The sequence below is a fragment of the Streptomyces sp. CBMA123 genome, assembly GCF_014596465.1.
Lineage (GTDB): Bacteria > Actinomycetota > Actinomycetes > Streptomycetales > Streptomycetaceae > Kitasatospora.
In genome coordinates this window covers 23,682-43,864 of record NZ_MECK01000545.1, presented here as the reverse complement: position 1 = coordinate 43,864, position 20,183 = coordinate 23,682, and the positions used below count along the sequence as shown (strand labels likewise).

The following is a 20,183-nucleotide window of genomic DNA, read 5'->3' as shown; positions in this document are numbered from 1 at the left end:
ACCCGGAGTGCGCCGCCGCCCACGCCTGACCCGGGGACCTGTCCGCCGCCGCCCGAGCACCGGTACCCGGGCGGCGGCCCGGCGCGGCGGTGGACGGCTCCGCGCCCGTCCCCAGCCCGCCGCCGCCCGTCACCCGCCACGGCCCGGGATCCCACGCCGAGTCCGCCGCCGTCGGCTGCGGTCCGGTGGACCACCCCCGCACCGTCCGCGCGAGCAGTGTGTTCTCCCGCCTCACCGACGCCCCCCGGACCGGCCGGTCGGCCCCAGCGCCTCCGAGCGACCGCGCGGCCACTGAGCGTTCCACCGCTCGCATCCGTACAGACCGGTGAGAGAGGAGGTGGGGCACGGTGATCGTCTCCGAGACGCCGGAGTTCCACATCGGCGACCAGGTGTGGGTCTACCGCGAGTCCTCCTACGGCACGGTCGAGAGCGCCGTCGTCGTGGACGCCCCCGCCGACCACAGCCTGCGGCTGGAGTTCGCCGACGGCCACCGCAACCACCTGCGCCACGGCCGGGTCGAACTCCACGCGCCCGCCGCCCGAACCGCGTTGACGCGGCGTCAAGATCGGAGTCCAACGGCCGACCGGCCCGTGCGACCGCTGTCATCATGAACACGGCTCCGGCGACGGCGCCGGACTCGATGGTGAGGAGCGGGCGTGACGGAAGCCGGTACGGGGATCGACCAGCTACGGCAGCAGCCGGTGGCGATGGCGGACGAACAGGTCGGCCTGAACGGCGCGTTCGCGGCCGCGCTGACCCGGGCGGTGGGTTCGATGCCCGCCCTGTACGTCACCCTGGTGCTGGTCGGCGGCTGGATGGCGCTGGCGACCTGGGGGCCGCTGCACGCGATCGACCCGTACCCCTTCGGTTTCCTGCTGTTCCTCGACAACGTGGTCCAACTGGTGCTCTGCCTGGCGATCCTGGTCGGCCAGCGGGTGCTGGGCCAGGCCGCCGACCGCCGGGCGGTGCAGACCTACGAGAACGCCGAGGCGATCTTCGCCGGCGTCGCCGACCTCCAGGCGCACCTGGACCGGCACGACCGGGCGCTCGGCCGCGGGGTGAGCCTGCTGGAGACCAGCGCGCACCCGTGGATCCAGCGGCACCGGGTGCAGCAGCCGCCGCAGGCACTGGACCAGGTCACCGGGACCAACGGGCGGATCGCCGCCTGGCTGACCGGGCGGCTGGGCAGCATGTGGGCCTTCTACCTGGCGGCCGTGACCCAGGTGGTCTGGATCGGCCTGTCCCGGTGGGGGCTGCAGACCTTCGACCCGTACCCGTTCGCCTTCATGAGCTTCCTGTCGACGCTGGCCCAGCTGATCTTCATGATCGTCATCATGGTCGGCCAGGACGTGCTGGGAAAGGCCGGTGACCGCCGCGCCGAGCAGACCCTGCTGGACGCCGAGGCCGTGCTGCACGAATGCGGCCGGATGAAGGCCCGGCTGGAGGCGCAGGGCCGGGTGATCGAGAGCCTGGCCGACTACACCAACGCCCAGGTCACCCGGCACCTGGCCCGGGCCATCCACCAGAGCCGGGTGGCGGCGGCGGTCGAGGACGGCGAGGCGGCGGGCAGCCGGCCCGCCCTGCTGCCCTGGGAGGAACTGCCCGAGGAACTGCGGACGGCCAACCGGCGCCAGGCCCACCAGCTCGGGGAGCGCCTCGCCGCGGTCGGCTGCCTGATGGTGCCCACCTCCGAGCAGGCCGCCCCCGACGCCGTCGGCGGCTTCGAGGACTTCACCGAGGAGGAGGCCGAGGTGCTGGCCCGGCTGGAGCACGAACACGAGCACCGCTACGGGACGGGCACCGGACCCGGGGTGCTCGTCCCCGGCCAGCGGGACGGCCGGGCGACGTTCCTGCCCTGGGAGGAGCTGTCCGACCGGGCCCGCGCCCGCACGGTGGAGTCGGTGCGGCTGATCCCCGCCGTGCTCGCCGGCGTCGGCTTCCAGGTGGTGCGGATCGGCCGGGTCGCCGACGGGCCGGGGGAGTTGGACTTCGACCCGGCGGACTGGGCCACGCTCGGCCGGGCGCTGATGGCCGCCGGCGTGCTGGTCGCCCTCGCCGAGGGCGCCGCCGACCCCGAGGAGGTCATCGCGATCGTCAAGCTGCTGCGCGGGGCGAGCACCACCCACCCGCGCCGCTTCGTCCGGGAACTCGCGGCCGCCTCGACCTTCGACACCGGGCTGCGCCCCGACACCCGCTACGCCGAGTACCGCGGGCCCGCGCTGGAGACCGTCCGGGTGGCGGCCCGGATCGTCGCGGAGCAGGCGCCGGACGAACTGGCCGAGTTCCGGGCCTTCCTGCTGGAGATCGCCACCGTGGTCGCCGACGCCAACGAGGAGGGCGGCTTCCTCGGCCTGGGCGCGCGCACCCGGGTGCCGAACGAACTCGCGGCGATGGAGGCCGTCCGGCTGGCGAGCGACCCGGAGGCCCCGATGCCCGGGCCGGCCAAGGTGAGCCTGCGCAAGCGGGGTTGATCCGCCGGTGAGCAGCACACGACCGGCCGACCGCTTCCGCGGTCGGCCGGTCGGTCGGTGCGTCAGGAGGGGGTCACTTCTCCTCGGTCATGGCCTTGATGTCCTCGAAGCCGAGGCCCATCTTGTTGAACGCCCGGGCCTGGGCCTCCGGCACGCCGAGCGCGGTCAGCTGCTTGAGCTGGGCGTCGGTCAGCGGCGCGGCGTCGGTGGTGAACGGCGGGACGCCGGAGGCCGCGTGGTCCGCGGCGCTCGGGTCCTCGCCGCCGGCGGCCAGTGCGAGGAAGGTCTTCACCACGTCCTCGCTGGTCATCTTGGTGGCGTCGGCCGGGGCCTCGACCTTCGGTGCCTCCTGCTTGAAGGCCAGCTTCACCGGGAAGTTGACGCCCGGCTCGATCTTCTCGGCCAGCTGCGCCAGGTCGAAGGTGGCCGAGTCGAACGCGCCGTCCTTGAGGTAGAGGTCGACGCCGACCTTGCGGTCCGGGACGTCGGTCGGGGCCTCGGCCGGGAACTTCTTGAACTGCTGCGGGAACTTGGCGGAGAGCGGCTTGACGGCCTTGTACAGCTCGTCCACGGCCTGGCGGGCCGGGGCGCTCATCCAGAGGTGCTCGGTGCCGTCCTGCTTGCCCTTGTCCTCGAAGGTGACGGTCCGGTTGAACACGTCCTTCAGCGAGTCGAAGAGCTCCTGGCCGGCCTGCGGGTCGACCGAGGGCACCGCCTCCGGCTTGCCGCCCTTGGCGCCGTCGTCCTTCTTGGCCTCGTCGGCCAGCTCCTGGAGGTCGAGCGAGACCCACTTGCCGTTCAGCACGGCCTTGGCGGGGGCCATGTCGGCGGGGAGGTCCTTGGCGACGGTGTCGACCTCAGAGGCGTCCTGGCCGGTGAGCTTGAGCACGCTCTTCATGTCGACGTGCAGGTACCCCTTGGCATCGACCTGGCGGTATTCCAGGAGCGGGGTGCCCTTCTTGTCGGCGATCCGGTAGGAGATCCGCACCGACTTGTCGAGCGTGACGTCCTTCTGATCCTTCGCGCCCGCGTTCTTGAAGGCGTCGACGTCCTTGAGCGGCTTGTCGGCCGAGACCGCGACGGATATGGAGAGGCCGGACGTCCCCTTGGCGCTCTGCTCGTCGACGGCCTCGTCGCCGGTGGCCTTGGTGAAGGCGACGATCTGCTCGGGGGTGGCGTCCACGGAGAGCGTGAAGGTGGCCGACGTGCCGTCACCGACCTTGCCGAAGGCCTTCGACACCTTCTGGCCGGCCGAGAGCTGCTCGGCGGTCCCGCAGGCGGCGAGGCCGGCGGCGAGGACGGAGGCGGTGACGGCGACGGGCAGCGTGCCGCGCGCGGCCTTGCGGATGGCGGTGTTGATGGTGGAACTCCTGTGACAGGGCCTGATCGAAACAGGGTCAGGCCGATCCCTCACCTGCGGCGAAGAGCACCGCAGCGCCTACACATGTCAGCACAGTATCAGCAAGGATGCACACGATTATTTGACCCCGACTTTAATGGATCAGGCCGAAATCAGGACCTTTTGACCGGATTTCGCCCCTCCCGGCCCGCACGGTGTCACCCACCTCGCCCCGGCCGCGCTGCCTCCCGTCAGCCCTTGGACGAGCCGGAGTTGGCGCCGCGCACGAAGTGCCGCTGGAAGCAGAAGAACAGCACCGCCACCGGCACGGTGGAGAGCAGCGCCGCCGCCAGCTTGAGCGGGTACTGCGTCCCGGAGCCGAGGCCGCCGGAGACGAAGTGCGCCAGACCGGTCGTCAGGGTGTCGTGCTCGCTGGACTGGGTGGAGACCAGGAAGTGGGTGAATTCGTTCCAGGAGCCCTGGAAGGAGAGCACGGTGAGGGTGATCAGCGAGGGCCGGGACATCGGCAGCACGACCGACCAGAAGATCCGGAACGTCCCGGCGCCGTCGATCCGGGCCGCCTCCTCGATCTCGCGCGGCACCGACTCGAAGAACTGCTTCATGATGAAGATCCCGGCGGCGTCGACCAGCAGCGGCAGGACCATCCCGCCGTAGGTGTCGAACATGCCGAAGCTCTTCAGCACCAGGAACTTGGGGATCAGCAGCACCACGCCGGGCACCGCCATCACCGCCAGCACGAAGCCGAACAGCAGCCGGCGGCCCGGGAACCGGAGCCGGGCCAGGGCGTAGCCGGCCATCGAGTCGAAGAGCACCCGCCCGGCCGTGACCAGGACGGTCACCAGCGCGCTGTTGCCCAGCCAGCTGAGGAACGGGACGTTCTCCACGCCCCGCGCCTGCCCGGTCAGCCGACGGTAGGAGGCCAGGGTGCCGCCGTCCGGGAGCAGCGTCATCGGGTGGGCGGCCGCGTCCGGGTCGGTCTTGAAGCTGTTGGCCAGTTGCAGCAGGAACGGCAGCAGGTAGAGCAGGGCGAAGCCCAGCAGGGCGGTGTAGCCGAGGAGGCGCAGCGGCCGGGGGAAGCGGCCGAGGACCGGCCGCTCCTGGGCGGCCTGGTCAGCGGGGAGCACGGCGTGCTCCCTTCGGGCCGCGTCGCGCACGGCCGTCCCGCTCCCGCAGGGCCCACCGCTGGACGGCGGTGAACAGCAGGACCAGGCCGAGCAGGACGAACGCGATGGCGGCGCCCTGCCCGTAGTCGGCGTTGTCGAAGCCGGACGAGTAGGACAGGTAGGCGGGGGTGAGGGTGGTGTTGCCGGGGGCGCCCTTGCCCATCACGTACACCTGGTCGAAGACCTGCCAGGTGGAGATCAGGCCGAGGGTGAGCACCAGGAACAGGACGGGCCGCAGCGCGGGCAGGGTGACGTGGCGCAGCAGTTGGCGCCGGTCGGCGCCGTCCAGGGCGGCGGCCTCCTCCAGTTCGCGCGGGACGTCCTGGAGTGCGGCCAGGAAGATCAGCATGAAGGTGCCGGAGGTGGTCCAGACGGCCATCAGGATCAGGGTGCACATCGCGACCGAGGGCCCGGCGAACCACTCCGACCAGGAGAGGCCGAGCGGGCCGCCGGCCGCGGGCGCGGGCTGGTCCACGCCGAACCGGCCGAGCACCAGCCAGACCAGTCCGCGCGGATCGGCGAACCAGTTCGGGCCCTTGACCCCGATCCAGCCCAGCATCCGGTTGACGGCGCCGCTGCCCTGGAACAGGAACAGGAAGACGGTGGAGACGGCGATCGAGCTGGTGACGGAGGGGAAGAAGAACACGGTGCGCAGAGTTCCCCGGCCGCGCAGCATCCGCTGGTTGAGGGCGATGGCGAGGAAGAGCGCCAGCAGGGTCTGCAGCGGCACCGTCAGCAGCACGTAGTAGAGGGTGTTGCGCAGCGAGGTGGCGAACAGGGTGCGGTCCAGGCCGTCGTCGGCGAACAGCCGGCGGTAGTTGTCCAGGCCGACGAAGTCCGCGTCGCCGCCGAAGGGGTTGGACTGGCCGTCCCAGTGCAGCAGGCTGACCCAGAGCGCCATCGCGATCGGCAGCACCATGAAGAGGCCGAGGACCAGGACCATGGGGCCGGTGAACAGCCAGCCCCACGCTCCCTCGCGCAGGCGGCGCCCGAGCCTGGCTCCGGTGTCACTTCGCATGCTTGACGGCCTGCTCGCCGTTGCGCTGGAGGGTGCCCAGGATGGTCGCCGGGTCGCCCGACTTCAGTGACTGGAGGTCGGTGTTGAACTGGCCGAGCACCTGGTTGAACCCGGCTATGGTGACGGGCGCCTGGGAGTGGGCGACGCCGTCGACCCAGGCCTTGGACTCGGGGTACTGCTGGGCGTAGGTGGCCAGCGCGCTGGTGCGCGAGGGCATCACGCCGAAGGCCTTGGCGAACTCCAGCTGCTGGGCGCCGGAGGTGAGGTGCTTGACCAGGTCGACGCCGGCCGCCTGGTGGCGGCTCTTGGCGGCGATGCCCCAGCAGTTGCTGAAGGCGAGGGTGCCGGGGCCGGCCGGGCCGGCGGGCAGCGGGAGGACCTGGTACCGGACGTCCGGGTAGTCCTTGGCCATCGCGCCCTTGAGCCAGTTGCCCTCGATGGTCATCGCGGCCTTGCCCTTGCCGAGGGCCTCGCCGCCCCAGCCGGCGTCCACGTCGGCCACGTACGCGGCGGAGCCGGACTTCAGCAGGCCCTGGAGGTACTCCAGCGCCTGCCGGTTGGCCGGGCTGTCGGCGGTCATCGCGGTCTGCTCGGGGTTGGTGAGCCAGCCGCCGGCCTCCTTGAGCAGGGCGCCGAGCCGCTGGTAGTCGGGGGCGGTGACCAGGCCGGTCACGCCGTTCCTGGTGAGTTTGGCGGCGTCGTCGGCGAGTTGCTGCCAGGTGGTGGGGTAGTCGGCCTCGGTGAGGCCGGCCTGCTGCCACAGGGTGGTGTTGACGGCCAGGGCCAGGGTGGAGCTGTCCTTGGGCAGGCAGGTGAGCGTTCCGTCGTGGCTGAAGGCCGTGCGCAGCTGCTCGGAGAAGTCGGCGGCGTCCGGGATCTGGTCGCCGTAGGCGTACAGCGAGCCGCCCTTGGCGTAGTTGGCGAACTGGTCGGAGTTGACGTAGAAGAGGTCCGGCGGGTTGCCGCCGGCCAGGGCCTGGCCGAGCTGCTGGTTCATGTTGCCGGCGATCTGCACGGTGACGGTGTTGCCGGTCTTCTTCGCCCAGTCGGCGGTGGCGGCCTTGACGGCCGCGGTCTCGGCCTCGCCGGAGGTGGCGATCAGGACGGTCAGGCTCTGGTTCGCGCCGGAGGACTGCTTGGCCGGTGCGTCGCCGAAACCGCCCGAGGAGGAGCAGCCGGTGACGGCGCCGAGGGCGACGGCCGCGCAGACGGCGGCCGCGGCGAGGGTGCGGGAGGTGGCCATGCGGGATCTCCTTGCGAGGGTGGGAGGGGTGGTGGCGAACCTTCGGGGGAGGGGCGTCAGGCGCTTTCGCGGAGGACCAACTCCGGTTCCAGCAGGACGTGTTCGATGGGGCGGTCGGGGTCGCCGAGGCGTTCCAGCAGCAGCCGCATGCAGGCGTGGCCGACGGCGTCGAGCGGCTGGGCGAGGGTGGAGAGCGAGGGGGACAGCAGGGGGGCGATCGGGGAGTCGTCGAAGCCGATGACGGCGGCCTCCGGGCCGGGGGTGCGGCCGGCCCGGCGCAGTGCCTGGTACCAGCCGACGGCCAGGGTGTCGCTGGCGGTCACCACGGCGGTGGCGCCGCCGGCGAGCAGCTTGCCGGCGGCCTCGGTGGCGCGTTCCGGGTCGTCCGGGCTCTCCACCCGGCGGCCGCGGGTGGACAGGCCGAGTTCGCGCATCGCGCTCTGCCAGCCGCGGGCGCGGTCGTCGCCGACGCCGGAGCCCTTGGGCCAGCCGAGGAATCCGATCCGGCGGTGGCCGAGCCCGGCCAGGTGGCGGACGGCCGCCGAGGTGCCGGCGGCGCCGTCCACGTCGACCCAGTCGCCGACGTCCTTGCCGGACCAGGTGCGGCCGAACGCGACGTACGGGACGCCGCGTTCGTGCAGCCAGCCCTGGCGGCGGTCGCCGCGGTCGGTGCCGCTGAGCACGAAGCCGTCGGCGCCGTGTTCGTCCAGCAGCTGCTGGTAGCTGGTGAGTTCGTCGTCCCCGGGGGCGACGGCGAACAGCACCACCCGGTAGCCGGCCCGGTCGGCGGCCTCGGAGAGCGAGTGCAGGAACTGGTCCAGGACGGGCGTGGGGACGCCGGTGCTGCTGGAGCGGATGCCGTAGCCGATCAGCCGGCTGGCCCTGGTCTTGAGCGCCTGGGCGGCCCGGTGCGGGCGGTAGCCGAGTTCGTCGATGGCGTGCCGGACCCGTTCCAGCGTCTGGGGGCGCAGCAGCTCGGGGGAGTTGATCGCGTTGGACACCGTCTGACGGCCCACGCCGGCCCGGGCGGCGACCATTTCGAGGGTCACGGCGGGCCCCGTCCGGGGCCGGGGCGAAGAGTGTGCATGCATGACGGTGATCCTAGGTTCTGGCGCCATCGAGCTGAGCTTGGAGCGTTCCAAGCGGGGGTTCCATCAATCCCACCAGGGGAGTTAATGTCTTGGAACGCTCCAATGGCAGAAAGGTTGCGCCCGGGTGGAAGCAACTGTCAAGACCCCGACCGAGAACGAGGAGACCATGTCAGCGATCGAGCTGCAGCCGTTCCTGCACGACGCCCGGCTCTCCGTGGCCGCCCCCAGCTTCTGCGCCGCCCGCCCCGACGGCCGGATCACCGAGGGCGCGGACGGCTTCTACCACGGCGACCGCCGCATCCTCTCCCGGCTGGAGGTCGGCGCCCCCGGCGTCCCCAACGCCCCGGTCGCCACCGTCGACGCCCCGGACGGCCACACCGCCTTCGTCACCGTGCTGCGTGGCCTCGCCGAACGGACCGCCGACCCGGCCACCACCCTGGAACGCCGCCGCGACCTCCACCCCGGCCGCCTGGTCGAGCGCTACACTCTCCACAACGCCGGCGCCCTCCCCGCCCGGCTGCGCCTGGAGATCCGCGCCGAGAGCGACTTCGCCACCATGGACACCGTCAAGGCCGGCCGCACCGCCACCCCGCTCACGCCCACGGGCGAGGACGACGGGCTGCGCTGGACCGACGGCCCGCTCACCGCCGCCCTCACCCTCACCCCCGCCCCCCACCACCGCGACGCCGCCACCGGCACCCTCGGCTACGACCTCGAACTCGCCCCCGGCCAGAGCTGGCAGGCCGTCCTCCAGTGCACCGCCGAACACCGCGACGGCGACCTCTTCCCCGCCGCCGCCACCACCCCCTGGAGCACTCCCGAGGTCACCGGCCGCGACCACCACCTCGCCCACTGGCTCACCCGCTCCCACCACGACCTGCGCGGCCTGCTGCTCACCGACCCGCTGCGCCCCGCCGACACCTTCCTCGGCGCCGGAGCACCCTGGTTCCTCACCCTGTTCGGCCGCGACTCGCTCTGGGCGGCCCGGATGATGCTCCCGCTCGGCACCGAACTCGCCGCCGGCACCCTGCGCACCCTGGCCCGCCGTCAGGGCCGCCGCGTCGACCCGGCCACCGAGGAGCAGCCCGGCAAGATCCTGCACGAGGTGCGCCGCGCCGAACAGCACCTGGACACCGGCTCCCACCTGCCGCCCAGCTACTACGGCACCGCCGACGCCACCCCGCTCTGGCTCGTCCTGCTGCACGACGCCTGGCGCTGGGGCCTGCCCGCCGAGCAGGTCGAGGAACTGCTGCCGAACGCCGAAGCCGCCCTCGGCTGGCTGGAGCGGTACGCCGACCCGGACGGCGACGGCTTCCTTGAGTACGTCGACAGCACCGGCCGCGGCCTCTCCAACCAGGGCTGGAAGGACTCCTCGGACGGCATCCGCTTCCGCGACGGCCGGATCGCCGCCGCCCCGATCGCACTCAGCGAGGTCCAGGCCTACGCCCACGAGGCCGCCGTCAAGAGCGCCGACCTGCTGGAGGCCTTCGGCCGCCCCGGCGCCGAGCGGTGGCGGCAGTGGGCCGAGCGGCTGCGCGAGCGCTTCCGCGACCGCTTCTGGGCGCAGGACGAGGACGGCCGGTACCCGGTGGTCGCCCTCGACCGCGACAAGCGCCCGGTCGACTCGATCGCCTCCAACCTGGGCCACCTGCTCGGCACCGGCCTGCTGGACGCCGAGGAGAGCGCGCTGGTGGCACGGCGGCTCACCGCCCCCGGCCTGGACGGCGGCTTCGGCCTGCGCACCCTGGACGCCGCCACCGCCGGCTTCAACCCGCTGGGCTACCACACCGGTTCGGTCTGGCCGCACGACAGCGCCATCGCCGTGTACGGCCTGGCCCGCGCCGGACTGCACCAGGCCGCCGCCCCGCTGGCCGCCGGACTGGTGCGCGCCGCCGCCGCGTTCGACCACCGGCTGCCCGAGCTGTACGCGGGCTACCCGCGCGCCCAGTACGCCCGCCCCGTCCCGTACCCAGCCTCCTGCCGCCCCCAGGCCTGGGCCGCCGCGGCGGCCGTTCTGGTCCTGCAGGCGCTGCTCGGCCTGGCGGCGGACGCCCCCAATCGCCGGCTCTGGGTGCGGGAGCGGGTCCCGGCGGGCTACGAGTCGCTGCGGATCGGCGGGCTGACGGTGGCCGGGCTGCCGGTGGAGGCGGAGACCGATCACACCGGCGCCGTCCGGCTGCGCGCCCCGGAGGGCTTCACCGTCACCACCGTGCGCTGATCCGCTCCGCCGCGCCCGGGGCTGACCTCCGCGACCCAAGCAGTCGTCGGATGCTCCGTATGCCGACGTGGCCCCGCCGGTCCCCGGCCCGGCGGGGTGCCGCCCGGCCCGGCGGCGCTGGTGTTCGAAGTGTCATCACCACCTGCTAACCTCAGCCGATTTCCCGCCGCACCGAGCCGGCGGACACGACGGGGTAAGAGGTACAGAAGACATGGCATTCCTCCGGGCCAAGCAGAAGGCCCAGGTCATCGAGAAGCTCACGCAGGTCGCGCCCCCCGGGGAGACCTTCATCGCCTGCGTGCACGCGGAGAGCGGTCCCAGCCCGTGGCTCGCCGCCGCGCTCGGTGAGATTCCGCTCGTCGGCCTGATCATCGTGCTGACCCGCAGGTACTACTTCCTGACACTCACCAACAGCCACGTGGTGGTCAACTCGGCCAACCGCTGGAACAACCGCCCCGGCGACGTGGTCGCGGCCTACCCGCGGCACGCGTTCCCGGTCAGCCGGGTCAAGCGGGCGAGCATCTGGAGCTCGATGTACCTCCAGATGCCGGGCGACTCCAGCCCGGTGCGCCTGAACATCCACCGCATCTGGCGGGCCGAGATGGACCAGCTGAGCGCCGCCTTCCCGCCCGGGTCGATCGACGCCGGCTCGCAGCCCTTCGACACCCCGCAGAACCAGGGCTACCCGATGCCGGGCTACCAGACGCCCGGTCAGCCGATGGCCCAGCCGGCGCCCGGCCAGCAGATGATCCCGCAGCAGCCGCAGGGCTTCGGCGGGCCGCAGGGCCAGCCCTACCCGCCGCAGCAGGCGCAGCCGTACCCGCCGCAGCAGGGCCAGCCCTACCCGCCGCAGCAGCAGGCGCAGCCCTACCCGGCGCCGCAGGCCTACCCGCCGGCCCAGCCGTACCCGCCGCAGCCGGGTGCCCAGGTGCCGCCGCAGGCCCAGCCGTACCCGCCGCAGGTCCCGAACGTGCCCTACCCGGGCCAGCCGGGGCAGCAGGGCTACCCGGGCCAGCGCTGACCGCGCGCCTCGGCCCCGGCTCCCTTCGTGGGGAGCCGGGGCCGAGGCCGTTCCGGGCGCGCCGCCACCCGCGGTGGCCGCCCGGCCACCGGGCGCGTCCGGCGTCCGGCTCACCGCGCTCGGCGGGGCGGACTCTGCGAGGCTGAAGGGACGAACCGCCTCGAGCGAGGAGGCCGGCAGCCATGTCAGCGCAGAACCCGGGGCCCTCCGGCCGGAAGGCCCGTGTCGCGGCGCTCCGGGCCGCAGAGGTCCGGCACGCCCGGTCCCGGCGATGGCTGGTGGGCGGAGCCATCGTCCTGCTGGTGCTCGTCGTGATCGGCGGGATCGCCGTCGTGATCGCCACCAACCAGGGCTCCTCCAGCCCCAGCGGCGTCCCGGCCCACCCCCGGACGACCGCCGAGGGCCGCACCACCCCGCCGCCCTGGGACGCGCCCGCCGACGTCGCGGCGGCCGTGAAGGCGGCCGGCCTGCCGATGCTCGGCGCCGAGGGCACCGCCCTGCACATCCACGCGCACCTCGACGTCTACGCCGACGGACAGCCCGTGACGGTGCCCGCGCTGGTCGGCATCGACGAGAGCGCCCAACGGATCAGCCCGCTGCACACCCATGACACCAGCGGCGTCATCCACGTCGAGTCGCCGGTGAGCGCCGACTTCACCCTGGGCCAGTTCCTGACCGAGTGGCAGGTCTCCGCCTCCGCCGACCACCTCGGCGGGCTGCGCACCGACGCCACCCACACGCTGACCGCGTACGTCGACGGCAAGCCGGTGGGCGGCGACCCGGCGGCCGTCCGGTTGCACGCCCACGACGAGATCGCCCTGGTGTACGGCACAGCCGAGGAGAACGCCTCGGTCACCGTGCCGAGCGGGTACAACTGGCCGAGCGGGCTCTAGGGTCCGCGAGCAGGCCGCCGCACATGCCCCAACCGGCCGCTTCACCTCTCCCGAGGAAGTCGCCGACCTGGTGCTGCTGCCGGCCGGCGACCGGGCCGGAAACGTCAACGGCGCCGACTTCGTCATCGACGGCGGCCTCGTCAGCACGCTCCGCCCCCTGCCGCTCCTGCCCCTCGCAGCCCCTGCCCCCGCGGCACTGACTGCTGCGCCCCTGACCACCTGCGCCCATGTGTCCGGCGCACCGTAGCGCAGCACCCCCGCACCATGGGGAGCCACTCTTCCAGGCCGTGGTCCGGAAGGCGTCGAAGGTGCGCCCGGCCGGCCGCCGGTGGAGACCGTCGGACGGCAGGACCACCACCAGTGACGCCTCGGCGCTGTCGCCGGCCCGGCCTCAGGCCAGCTCGCGCATCCGGCGGATCGGGCTGGCCAGCAGGATCAGCGGGCTCGCCACGCTGACGACCGCGACCAGCAGCAGCGCGGTGCGCGGGCCCCAGGCGGTCGCGGCGGCGCCGGCGGCGAGGGCGCCGACCGGGATCGCGCCCCAGGAGACGAAGCGGACCGTGGCCATCACCCGGGACAGCAGCTCCGGCGGCGTCTCGGTCTGCCGGTGGGTGCGGGTGACGATGCTGGTGACCACGACCCCCGCCGAGAACCCGGCGTTGCCGAGGGCGAAGACCAGGGCGGCCCAGCCGGACCCGGCGAGCGGGAGCAGCAGTGCGAAGGCGGTGGCGACCGCGGCCGCCCAGCGCAGCGCCCGGGCGCCGCCGAACCGGGCCACCAGCCGGGGGGTGGCGGCGGCGCCGAGCAGGCTGCCGAGGCCGCCGGTGGCCATCAGGGCGCCGACGGCGGCGGCCGGGGCGTCGAGGGTGCGGACCAGGAACACCGGGGTGAGCGTCATCAGCCCGCCGCAGACGAAGTTCACCGCGGTGGCGTCGGCGACGCAGGGCCGGATCACCGGGTGCCGGGCGACGAACCGCCAGCCCTCGCGGATCTGTTCGCGCATCCCGGCGCCGCCGGCCGGCCGGGTGGCGGGTCGGTCGATCGGCGGCAGGCTGCCGAGCAGCGCGGCCGAGGCGAGGTAGCTGACGGCGTCCAGCAGCATCGAGGCCGCGCCGCCGACCAGTTGCACCAGCACGCCGCCGAGCGAGGGCCCGGCCAGGTCGGTGGCCGCGATGCTGCCGGAGACGAGGCTGTTGCGGGCGGTCAGTTGCTCCTTGGGGACGACGGCGGGCAGGAAGGTGGAGTTGCCCACGTCGAACATCACGCCGGCGAAGCCGACCAGCAGGGCCACCACGACCAGCTGGGGCAGCCCCAGTACCCCCAGGGCAGCCGCAAGTGGCACCGAGGCGACGGCGGCGGCGCGGATCAGGTCCATCGTGACCTGGGTGCCGCGCAGCGGGAGTCGCTGGACGAGCACGCCGGCCGGCAGGCCGATCAGCAGCCAGGCGACGTAGGCGGCGCCGGTGATCAGTCCGACCTCGAAGGCCGAGGCGTGCAGGGTGACCACCGCGATCAGCGGCAGGGCGACCGCCGTCACCTGGTCGCCGAGCCGGCTGACCGTCGAGGCGCTCCAGTAGCGCCAGAACGCCCCGGCCCCGCCCCGGCCCTGGCCCCCGCTCGTCTCCGGGTCCAGCGTTCTCGCCGTGTCCGCCGTCTTCGTCGTCATGTCCGCCCCTTCGCCGGCACCGGTCGCACGACCGAGTGAGTTCCTTTTGGGAACTCACTATAATGGGTGATCATGCGGCACACGGAAGCGGCTGACCCCGACTGCGCGATCTCCCAGGCCCTGACCGTGGTCGGGGACACCTGGACCCTGCTCCTGATCAGGGACGTCGCCGGCGGCATCCACCAGTTCGACGCCCTGCAGAACGCGCTCGGCATCAGCCGCAAGGTGCTCACCGAGCGCCTCAAGGCCCTGGTCGCCGACGGCGTCCTGGAGAAACGGCTCTACCACCCGCACCCGCCGCGCTACGAGTACCACCTGACGGAGCGCGGCCGCGGGCTGCTGCCGGTGCTGGTCGCCCTCCAGGACTGGGGTGGGCGCTACGTCCTGGGCGACGGCACGCTCTCCGCCACCAGCACCCCCGACTCCGCCGAGACCCGGCGGGTCATGGCCCTCACCGGCCACCGGCTGCCCGCCCTGGAACTCACCGCCGCCACCGGTGCGGCCGTCGACCCGGTCGCCGCCGACCACGCCTGGACGGTGCTGTACTGCTACCCCGGCGCCTACGCGCCCGGCGGGGTGGACCACCCGCCCGGCTGGGGCGACATCCCGGGGGCGCCCGGCTGCACCCTGGAGTCCTGCACCTACCGCGACCGGATGGGCGAGTTCGCCGCCCGCGACACCGCCGTCTACGGCGTCAGCACCCAACGCCCGGACCAGCTGGCCGCGTTCGCCGAACACGCCCGGATCCCGTTCCCACTGCTCTCCGACGCCGGACTGGAACTGGCCGCCGGGCTACGGCTGCCCACCTTCCGTGCCGCCGGCGTCGAGCGCCTCAAGCGGCTCACCCTGATCCTCGACGCCGGCCGCACCGTCCGGGGCGTGCTCTACCCCGTCACCGACCCGGCCGGCTCGGTCGAGGACGCCCTCGCGCTGCTGGACGGCCTGCGGGGCTGACGGCGCGGCGAACGACGACGGGTGCGCCCCCGGCCCGGCCGGGGACGCACCCGCTCGACTGCGTTGCGGCGGAAGGCGGTCAGTACCGCGAGGCGATCACGAACCAGCCGACCACCGCGATCAGGACGAGGGCGACGATCGCCACCGTCGTCGGCGTGAGCCGGTCCCGGAACTGCTTGGCCGGCCGGACGCGCTGCGCCTCCTCGGTGCTCGACTCCCACCAGTCGCGCAGCCGCCGGACGTTCACGTCGAAGTCCCGGGCCGGGTACATCGGGCTCCAGGCCAGGCCCGGCAGCGAGCGCCGGCGCCCGGTCGTGGTGAAGATCCGCGCCGCCCGGGCCGTGCCCCCGCCGCCGGTGACGCCGTTGATCGGGGTCTCGCGGACGTCGACCCAGCGGATCTCCTGCCAGGAGTACGTCCGGCCGGCCCCGAACCCCCAGCAGATGGTGACCCCGTCGGGCCCGACCCGGCTCCAGCCCCGCCACGAGCTGTAGAAGACCGGAGCGAACAGCACCAGGACGGCGGCGAGCGACCAGGCCGCGAACACCGGGCCGGAGCGCAGGAGGCCGGCGGACACCGCGAGGAGGAAGAAGCAGGCCGCGCCGATGAGGTGCGGCTTGGAGGGGCGGAAGAGGTCCTTGCCCCGGAACACCAGTTCGTTCACGGCGTCACGCTAGCCTTGCGGGCCACCCGGGGCCAGGCAGTTGTACGCGATCTTGACGTCCGGAAGCGGTCGGCGGGCCGAGGACGGCCCCGACGCCCGGTCATGCCGCCGCCCCTTTGCTCCGGCCGCCCTTGCCGCCGCGCCCACCCCGCCCGCGCAGGGTGCGGCGGGCCGCGCCGAAGGTGAGCCCGGCCCAGAGGACGGCCACCGCGCCCGCGACCCAGACTCCGGCGGCGCGGAAGGAGAGGTCGTCGTCCAGGGTGGCGGGCGGTGCCCAGCCGTCCGGGTCGGCCAGCGCCGTGGTGGTTCCGCCGACGGAGGAGCCGGAGCAGCCGAAGCCCCCGATGGTGCCGTGCGGCAGCGGGCGGCCGTCCTCGCGGCGGATGCCGCAGGTCCAGCTGACCTTGCCCGTCTTGTCCTTGCCGCTGTGGGCCGAGGTGATGACGACCCGGGTGTCCACCCCGCGGTGGGAGATCAGCTGGGCGCGCAGCGCGGCCGTGGGGAGCGCCAGGAGCAGCACGCCGAGCAGCACGGCGGGCCAGAGCACCCAGCCGCTGGTGCGGATCATCATCACCCCGATGACGGCCGCCATCAGCACCAGGACGGCGATGATCGTGCAGGGCGCCTGGTAGTCGGGGTTGGTGGCCACCGCGAGCAGTCCGAGGATCAGCAGCGGGGCGACCAGCCCGGCCAGCAGCGCGGTGCGGCGCACCGTGCGGGGGGAGAGCGGCACGTCCTTGCGGGGGCGCCGCCGGGCGGTCCCGGCCGGCCGGCTGACCCCGGCCGCGAGTGGTCTCTTCTGCTTCTTGTTCGGACGCTTGGCCATGCTGACCCCGTTCGGTGGTTCCTCCGTGCTCGCGACAGTGTGCCGTCAGCGCCGGACGGCCGGGAGGCCGGGGTGCCGCCGGACCTGCGGAGCCGGTCCGCTGTCTTCCCAACTCCGTTGCGTGCTAGGTACATTGATCGGCGTGGGAGCGATAGTCGATCTCTTCCTGCTGGTCGGGGCGGCCGTCCTGGCCGGGCTCGCCGTGGGCTTCGCCGCGGCGGGCCGGGCGACCCGGGCACTGCGTCGGGACGGGGTCTGCACGGTCGGCCGGGTGCGGAAGGTGCGCTGGCAGACCACCTCCGAGGGCTATGAGCGACGGCGGGTCACGATCGTGTACGGCCTGCCGGACGGGCGGACCGTCGAGCTGTTGCGGCGCGACGACCGCCCGGAGGGCGGCCGGTACCAGGAGGGGGACGAGGTGACGGTGCTGTACCACCCGTCCCGCCCCGGCCGGGGCCTGGCCGTCCATCCGGTGCGCCGGTTGCCGCCGCCCCCGGGGGAGTTCGGGCTGGCCCTGCTCTCGCTGGCCTGCGCGCTGGGCGCGGCGGGCCTGCTCGTACTGATGTTCCGACCCCGGTGATCCGACTTCCGGTGACCTGACCCCCCGGCCTGCTGGAGGCGGTCAGCTCCGCCCCAGGGCCGCCTGCTCCAGGTCGAGGTCGCGCTGGAGCACCCGCAGCGTGGTGTCGCTGATCCGGTGCTCCTCGTAGAGGCGGTGCAGCCGGTCGTTCTGGACGGCGATGACCTCGTGCCGGAGCTGCCGGTAGGCGTCGTCGGCGGTGGTGCCGTCGGGGGCCTCGGGGGTGCGGTCGAGCCGGGCGGTGAGGGCGCGGCGCACCCGGTCGACGGCGGTCTCCGGGACGGCCTCCAGCTCGGCCAGGCCGTCCACGTGGTCCAGGGCGGCGCGGTTGAGCTCGTCACGGGCGTCCGCCTCCTCGCGCGCGGTGTGCTCGGGTTCGAGGGCGAGGCCGGAGCGGTTGACCACGGCGGCGAGGGTCAGGCCCTGGACGACCAGGGTGAGCACGACGTTGGAGACGGTGAGCACCAGGACCAGCGGCCGGCTGTCGAGCGGGCCGCCGGCCTCGGTGAGCAGCGGGATGGACAGCGCGGCGGCCAGCGGCATGACGCCCCGGGTGCCGGCCCAGGTGACCACCCCGGCGACCCGCCAGGACAGCCGCCCCCGGCTGGGTTTGACGGCGCGGGTGAGCGGTAGCGTCCACAGCACCCGGACGGCGATCAGCACCGCCGCGATCGCCGCCGACTGCAGCGGCCACCAGCCGGCGCCGACCGGCAGCTCCCGGACCAGGGTGGGCAGTTCCAGGCCGACGATCGAGAAGACGACGCTCTCCAGCAGGAACACCACCACCGCGTACACGGCGTGCAGTTGCAGCCGGATCCGGGCGTCGGTCAGCCGGTGGCCGGAGCGGCCGAGCAGCACCCCGGCGACCACCACCGAGGTGACGCCCGAGGTGTGCGCTGACTCCGCCAGCACGTACGCCGCGTACGGGGTGACCAGGGCTATCACCGTCTCCAGCACCGGGTCGGTGGTGCGGCGGCGCAGCAGCCAGACCAGCCCGGCGACGGCCGCGCCGACCAGGCTGCCGCCCCCGCCGAGCAATGCCAGTTCGCCGCCCGCGGCGGGCAGGTCGACGGTGCCGCCGGCCGCCACGGCGACGCCGACGGCGACCTTGAACAGCACCAGTGAGGTGGCGTCGTTGAACAGGCTCTCGGCCTGGACCAGCACCTGGACCCGCCCGGGCAGGGCGAGCCGGCGCCCGAGCGCGGTGACCGCCACCGGGTCGGTGCTGGAGAGCACGGCGCCGAGCACGAAGGCCATCGCGGGCGGCAGCCCGGCGACGGCGACGGCCACGAAGCCGACGGCCGCGGCGGAGGCGAAGACCAGGCCGAAGGAGAGGATGGTGACCGGCCGCCACACCGTCCGCAGGTCGCGCAGCGACAGTTCTTCGGCGGAGGCGTAGAGCAGCGGCGGCAGCACCACCGCGCCGATGATCTGCGGCGGTACGTGCAGTGCGGGCACCCCGGGGACGAGCGCGACGCCGAGCCCGGCCAGCACCAGCAGGGAGGGCGCGGGCACCCGCCATCGGCGGGCGAAGGTGGCCACGCTGGTGGCCAGGACGACCAGGACGAGAACGATCCCCACGGCGTGCATCTGCAGAAACGACCCATCGCAACCTTCGGGGTCGCCGAGGCCCGATCGCCGCAGTCGTCCCCCGAGCCGACCAGACTTCCCGGCACACCGTCGGTCATCTTATCGGTCCTTTGGCGGTGTTCGAGAAGGTGTCCGGTGCGGTCGTCGTCCAGTCCCGGGCCGGGCGCGAGCAGGGTCACGCCCGCGCCGATCTCGTTGCCGACACTGGGAATCAGCTTGGCGACGCCACGACCGACCGCCTCCGCCGGCCGCGACAGCGGCAGCCCGTTGTCGACCGTGGCGACCAGGTGCTCGGCCGAGAGCCGGGGCCGCAGCACCCCGAGGACGTCGGGAAGATGCCCGTTGCGCACGCCACCACGGCCAACCTCCCTCGTCACAGCCCCAGCACCCGGAGATCACACGCCATCCGACGCCGGCCGACGAGCCGCCGGGAGCGGGTGGGTGTGGGGCGCATCACAGATCCGGTGGAGGTTCGGGCTCCTACGATCGTGATCGCGACGCCGGTCACGCCGAGGCCGGCGGCCGTACGGCACCACCCGCGAACCGGCCCGAGGAGAAGCGCACCGTGACCAGCCCCACCGCCGCGCCCGACAGCTACTACCAGCGCACCGGCGAGCACCACTACAAGCCGACCGCCCACGCGCAGGGCGCCTGGCACCCCGACGAGCAGCACTTCAGTCCGGTGGGCGGGTTGATCGCCCATGCGATCGACCGGTACCGCGCCGACCAGCACCCGGCCGACCGCCCCGCCGACGGGCTGGCGCTGGCCCGGATCAGCTTCGACATACTCGGCCTGATCGCCCTGGACGAGCTGGAGGTCACGGTGGAGACCCTCCGCCCCGGCCGGACCATCGAGCTGGTGGAGGCGGTGGCCTCGATCGCCGGCCGGGCCGTGGTGCGGGCCCGGGCCTGGTACCTGGCCGAGCAGGACACCGCCGCCGTGGCCGGCACCCACGACGAACGGCTGCCCGCGCCGGAGGAGTTCGAGCCCTGGCCGATGAGCGAGCAGTGGGCCGGCGGCTACATCGCCTCGGTGGAGGTCCGCCGCCGCTCCGCCGCTCCCGGCCGGGCCGCCGCCTGGCTGTCGACCCCGCTGGAGCTGGTCGCGGGGGAGCCCGCCGGCCCGCACGCCGCGTTCATCGCCCTGGTGGACACCGCCAACGGCATCGCCGTCCGGGAGCAGCCGACGGCCTGGATGTTCCCCAACACCGATCTGACCATCCACTTCCACCGCCGCCCCGGCGGCCGCTGGACCGGCCTGGACACCGGCGTCAGCTTCGGTCCGGCCGGGCACGGCGTCACCAGCACCGTGCTGCACGACGTCCACGGGCCGGTGGGCCGGGCCGAGCAGATCCTCACCGTCCGGCCGATGCCGGGAGCTGAGCACTGACGGCAGCGGCCCGCCGGCTCCGGTCCCCGGCCGAC

The 20,183-nt window shown here is 73.7% G+C and carries 17 protein-coding genes and 1 pseudogene; 9 read left to right on the top strand and 9 right to left on the bottom strand.

The annotated features are described in order from the left end of the window. Window positions 1-347: 347 nt before the first annotated feature. Together BG452_RS36400 and BG452_RS36395 are read left to right on the top strand one after the other, a co-directional pair. Complete coding sequence (locus BG452_RS36400) at window positions 348-611, top strand: hypothetical protein (RefSeq protein ID WP_188308614.1); 264 nt, start codon at window positions 348-350, stop codon at window positions 609-611. A gap of 45 nt (window positions 612-656) precedes the next feature. After that, on the top strand, window positions 657-2,471 hold the full coding sequence (locus BG452_RS36395; protein WP_188308613.1) for a DUF1003 domain-containing protein: 1,815 nt from the start codon (window positions 657-659) through the stop codon (window positions 2,469-2,471). Between the two features lie 73 nt (window positions 2,472-2,544). On the opposite strand, the gene BG452_RS36390 is transcribed toward BG452_RS36395, so the two are convergent. The 5 genes from BG452_RS36390 to BG452_RS36370 form a co-directional block, all read right to left on the bottom strand. Beyond that, on the bottom strand, window positions 2,545-3,885 hold the full coding sequence (locus BG452_RS36390; RefSeq protein ID WP_188308612.1) for a hypothetical protein: 1,341 nt from the start codon (window positions 3,883-3,885) through the stop codon (window positions 2,545-2,547). 176 nt (window positions 3,886-4,061) lie between these two features. Next, window positions 4,062-4,955, bottom strand: coding sequence for a carbohydrate ABC transporter permease (locus BG452_RS36385; protein WP_317621395.1), 894 nt, complete (start codon window positions 4,953-4,955; stop codon window positions 4,062-4,064). Beyond that, window positions 4,942-6,012, bottom strand: a complete 1,071-nt coding sequence (locus tag BG452_RS36380; RefSeq protein WP_223243242.1) for a carbohydrate ABC transporter permease — start codon at window positions 6,010-6,012, stop codon at window positions 4,942-4,944. Before BG452_RS36380 ends, BG452_RS36385 begins: the two co-directional genes overlap by 14 nt. Continuing rightward, window positions 6,002-7,255, bottom strand: a complete 1,254-nt coding sequence (locus BG452_RS36375) for an extracellular solute-binding protein (protein WP_188308611.1) — start codon at window positions 7,253-7,255, stop codon at window positions 6,002-6,004. The genes BG452_RS36380 and BG452_RS36375 overlap by 11 nt, the downstream gene beginning before the upstream one ends. 56 nt (window positions 7,256-7,311) lie before the next feature. Then, window positions 7,312-8,304: a LacI family DNA-binding transcriptional regulator gene (locus BG452_RS36370; protein WP_317621394.1), complete on the bottom strand. Its 993-nt coding sequence runs from the start codon at window positions 8,302-8,304 to the stop codon at window positions 7,312-7,314. Window positions 8,305-8,470: 166 nt separating this feature from the next. On the opposite strand from BG452_RS36370, the gene BG452_RS36365 reads away from it, so the two are divergent. The 4 genes and pseudogenes from BG452_RS36365 to BG452_RS36350 all read left to right on the top strand — a co-directional run. Beyond that, window positions 8,471-10,564 carry a glycogen debranching N-terminal domain-containing protein gene (locus BG452_RS36365; protein ID WP_317621393.1) on the top strand — a complete coding sequence of 698 codons (2,094 nt, stop codon included), beginning with the start codon at window positions 8,471-8,473 and terminating at the stop codon, window positions 10,562-10,564. A gap of 211 nt (window positions 10,565-10,775) precedes the next feature. Then, entirely contained in the window at window positions 10,776-11,585 is an 810-nt protein-coding gene (locus BG452_RS36360) for a hypothetical protein (RefSeq protein WP_188308609.1), read from the top strand. A gap of 182 nt (window positions 11,586-11,767) precedes the next feature. Further along, entirely contained in the window at window positions 11,768-12,478 is a 711-nt protein-coding gene (locus BG452_RS36355) for a hypothetical protein (protein ID WP_188308608.1), read from the top strand. Window positions 12,479-12,530: 52 nt separating this feature from the next. Next, window positions 12,531-12,725 (top strand): annotated as a pseudogene (locus BG452_RS36350) (hypothetical protein); the annotation flags it as partial. Between the two features lie 144 nt (window positions 12,726-12,869). Here the strand turns inward: BG452_RS36350 and BG452_RS36345 are convergent. Further along, entirely contained in the window at window positions 12,870-14,144 is a 1,275-nt protein-coding gene (locus BG452_RS36345) for an MFS transporter (RefSeq protein ID WP_188308607.1), read from the bottom strand. A gap of 72 nt (window positions 14,145-14,216) precedes the next feature. On the opposite strand from BG452_RS36345, the gene BG452_RS36340 reads away from it, so the two are divergent. Beyond that, entirely contained in the window at window positions 14,217-15,098 is an 882-nt protein-coding gene (locus tag BG452_RS36340; RefSeq protein WP_188308606.1) for a winged helix-turn-helix transcriptional regulator, read from the top strand. Window positions 15,099-15,177: 79 nt separating this feature from the next. On the opposite strand, the gene BG452_RS36335 is transcribed toward BG452_RS36340, so the two are convergent. Together BG452_RS36335 and BG452_RS36330 are read right to left on the bottom strand one after the other, a co-directional pair. Beyond that, a complete protein-coding gene (locus BG452_RS36335) occupies window positions 15,178-15,762 on the bottom strand; it encodes a hypothetical protein (protein WP_188308605.1) in 585 nt (194 codons plus the stop codon). Between the two features lie 100 nt (window positions 15,763-15,862). Next, window positions 15,863-16,588 carry a hypothetical protein gene (locus BG452_RS36330; protein ID WP_188308604.1) on the bottom strand — a complete coding sequence of 242 codons (726 nt, stop codon included), beginning with the start codon at window positions 16,586-16,588 and terminating at the stop codon, window positions 15,863-15,865. A 142-nt stretch (window positions 16,589-16,730) separates the two neighbouring features. Between BG452_RS36330 and BG452_RS36325 the strand changes: the two genes are divergently transcribed. Further along, window positions 16,731-17,168 carry a DUF3592 domain-containing protein gene (locus BG452_RS36325; protein WP_188308603.1) on the top strand — a complete coding sequence of 146 codons (438 nt, stop codon included), beginning with the start codon at window positions 16,731-16,733 and terminating at the stop codon, window positions 17,166-17,168. Window positions 17,169-17,210: 42 nt separating this feature from the next. On the opposite strand, the gene BG452_RS36320 is transcribed toward BG452_RS36325, so the two are convergent. Next, window positions 17,211-18,758, bottom strand: a complete 1,548-nt coding sequence (locus BG452_RS36320; protein ID WP_188308602.1) for a Na+/H+ antiporter — start codon at window positions 18,756-18,758, stop codon at window positions 17,211-17,213. A gap of 565 nt (window positions 18,759-19,323) precedes the next feature. Here BG452_RS36320 and BG452_RS36315 point away from each other — a divergent pair. Further along, the gene (locus BG452_RS36315) at window positions 19,324-20,148 is read left to right on the top strand and encodes a thioesterase family protein (RefSeq protein ID WP_188308601.1); all 825 of its coding nucleotides are present in this window, start codon (window positions 19,324-19,326) and stop codon (window positions 20,146-20,148) included. Window positions 20,149-20,183: the final 35 nt, after the last annotated feature.